Source organism: Mycobacterium sp., from assembly GCF_032162105.1.
Taxonomy (GTDB): Bacteria; Actinomycetota; Actinomycetes; order Mycobacteriales; family Mycobacteriaceae; genus Mycobacterium.
Genome location: NZ_JAVRPS010000482.1, coordinates 1 through 2504 on the forward strand (window position 1 = coordinate 1; position 2504 = coordinate 2504).

A 2504-nucleotide genomic window follows, 5' to 3' on the forward strand; every position below is an offset into this window, starting at 1 on the left:
ATCAACGGCGAGAAGATCTTCGTGACCGCGGGTTCGCGGGCCAGCCACATCGTGGTGTGGGCGACGCTGGACAAGTCGCTTGGCCGCGCGGCGATCAAGTCGTTCATCGTGCCGCGCGAGCACCCTGGCGTGACGGTCGAACGACTCGAGCACAAGCTCGGCATCAAGGCGTCCGACACCGCGGTGATCCGTTTCGACAACGCCCGCATCCCGGTGGGCAACCTGCTGGGCGACCCGGAAGTCCACGTGGACAAGGGTTTTGCCGGTGTCATGGAGACGTTCGACAACACCCGGCCGATCGTTGCGGCGATGGCCGTCGGTATCGCGAGGGCGGCGTTGGAGGAGCTACGCAAGATCCTCACCGACGCAGGCATCGAGATCTCCTACGACAAGCCTGCCCACGCCCAGAGCGCACCGGCCGCGGAGTTCCTGCGGATGGAGGCCGACTGGGAGGCCGGCTACCTGCTGACGGTCCGCTCCGCGTGGCAGGCCGACAACAAGATCCCCAACTCCAAGGAAGCCTCGATGGGCAAGGCCAAATCGGCCCGGGTCGCGAGCGACATCACCCTCAAGGCCGTCGAAATCGCCGGTACCACCGGTTATTCCGAGGAGACCCTGCTGGAGAAGTGGGCGCGGGACTCCAAGATCCTCGACATCTTCGAGGGCACCCAGCAGATCCAGCAGCTCGTCGTCGCGCGCCGGCTGCTCGGCCTGTCCTCGGCCGAACTCAAGTAGCGGGTCTCCGACACGGGTCATCGGCGGCTCAAGGCGGCGGGATTAGGATTCCCGCATGGCTGAGATAACTGCCCTGGTCGCGCACGAGGATGCCGAACACGGCGTCCTGCTCATACAGGAGATCGTCGACGACACGGCACTGTCCGACGGCGACGTCACGATCGCGGTCGACTACTCGGCGATCAACTTCAAGGACGGGTTGGCGGTGACCTCGGGCGGCGGCGTCGCGCGCGGCTACCCGCTGATTCCGGGCATCGACGTCGCAGGAACGGTGTCGTCGAGCACCAGCCCGGACTTCGCCGTCGGCGACCCGGTCGTGGCGCACGGTTACGACATCGGCACCGGCCGCCCCGGTGGCTACGCCGACACCGCCCGGTACCCCGCGGACATGGTGGTGAAGCTCGATCGCCTCACCACCGCACAGGCCGCGGCGATCGGGACGGCCGGCTTCACGGCGGCGATGAGCGTCGAAGCGCTTCGGGCGCACGGCATCACACCCGACGACGGACCGGTCCTGGTGACGGGTGCGAGCGGTGGCGTCGGCAGTGTCAGCGTCGACCTGCTGGCCGCGGCGGGGTTCCACGTCGTCGCGTCGACGGGCAAGGCGGCCGCCCACGAGCTCCTCGAACAATTGGGCGCAGCAGAGATCGTCGGCCGCCTGCCCGAGGAGGGCGAACGGGTCCGGGCGTTGGGCAAGATGAAATGGGCTGCCGTCGTCGACTGCGTCGGCGGTCAGACCCTGGCCTACGCGCTGAGCACGTTGAAGTACCGCGGAGTGGCAGCGGCGTCGGGGTTGGCCGGTGCCGCGGACCTGCCGACGACGGTGCACCCGTTCATCCTGCGCGGCGTCACCCTTGCGGGCATCGACTCGGTTCAGGTGCCCATCGCCGAGCGCCGCGAGATCTGGGCGCGGATCGACGCTGACCTGACGCCGCCGCATCTGGACCTGCTCACCCGCGACATCCCCGTCGCAGACGTGCCGGCGACGCTGCCCTCGATCGTCAAGGGCGGCGTCACCGGCCGCGTCCGCGTGAAGGTGGCGGGTGGGTTCTGACGGCTGTTAGCCGATCAGGACACGCTGCAGGTCGGGCTTCATCTGCTGCAGCTGCTGGCCCCAGTACGCCCAGGTGTGCGTGCCGCTGTCCGGGAAGTTGAACACGCCGTTCTTGCCACCGGCCGCGATGTACTCATCCTGGAACGTCCGGTTGGTGCGGATGGTCAGGCCCTCGAGGAACTTGGCGGGCACGTCGCCGCCACCCAACTCGTTGGGCTGGCCGTTGCCGCAGTAGACCCAGAGCCGAGTGCCGTTGGCGACGAGCGCGGGGATCTGCACCATCGGGTCGTTGCGCTTCCAGCCGCTGTTCGGGTCTTCCGTGGGACCCCACATGTCATTGGCCTTGAAACCACCGGCGTCACCCATGGAGATGTTGATCAGGAAGGGCCACGAACCCTCGGACGGGTTCAGGAAGCCCGACAGCGACGCGGCGTAGATGAACTGCTGCGGGTGGTAGACCGACAGGATCATCGATGCCGAACCGGCCATCGACAGCCCGACCGCCGCGCTACCGGTCGCCTTCACCTGCTTCTCCGACGCGAGATAGCCGGGTAGTTCCGAAGTGAGGAACGTCTCCCACTTGTAGGTCAGGGGCGGCCCCGCCTTGTTGCGCGCAGGCGAGTACCAGTCGGCGTAGAAGCTGGACTGTCCGCCGACCGGCATGACGACCGAAAGGCCTGAGTCGAGGTACCACTCGAACGCGGGGGTCTCGATG

General features: G+C 67.5%; 3 protein-coding genes. 2 read left to right on the forward strand and 1 reads right to left on the reverse strand.

Translation table 11 applies throughout. The features are described 5' to 3' along the window. Both QOC69_RS24970 and QOC69_RS24975 read left to right on the forward strand, forming a co-directional pair. On the forward strand, window positions 1–735 hold a 735-nt coding region (locus tag QOC69_RS24970), incomplete at its 5' end, for an acyl-CoA dehydrogenase family protein (protein ID WP_526444668.1). Between the two features lie 55 nt (window positions 736–790). Continuing rightward, window positions 791–1789 (forward strand): MDR family oxidoreductase, encoded by a 999-nt coding sequence (locus QOC69_RS24975; protein ID WP_526444670.1) that lies wholly within the window; start codon window positions 791–793, stop codon window positions 1787–1789. Window positions 1790–1795: 6 nt separating this feature from the next. Here QOC69_RS24975 and QOC69_RS24980 read toward each other — a convergent pair. Then, the coding region (locus QOC69_RS24980; protein WP_526444672.1) for an alpha/beta hydrolase at window positions 1796–2504 on the reverse strand (709 nt) is incomplete at its 5' end.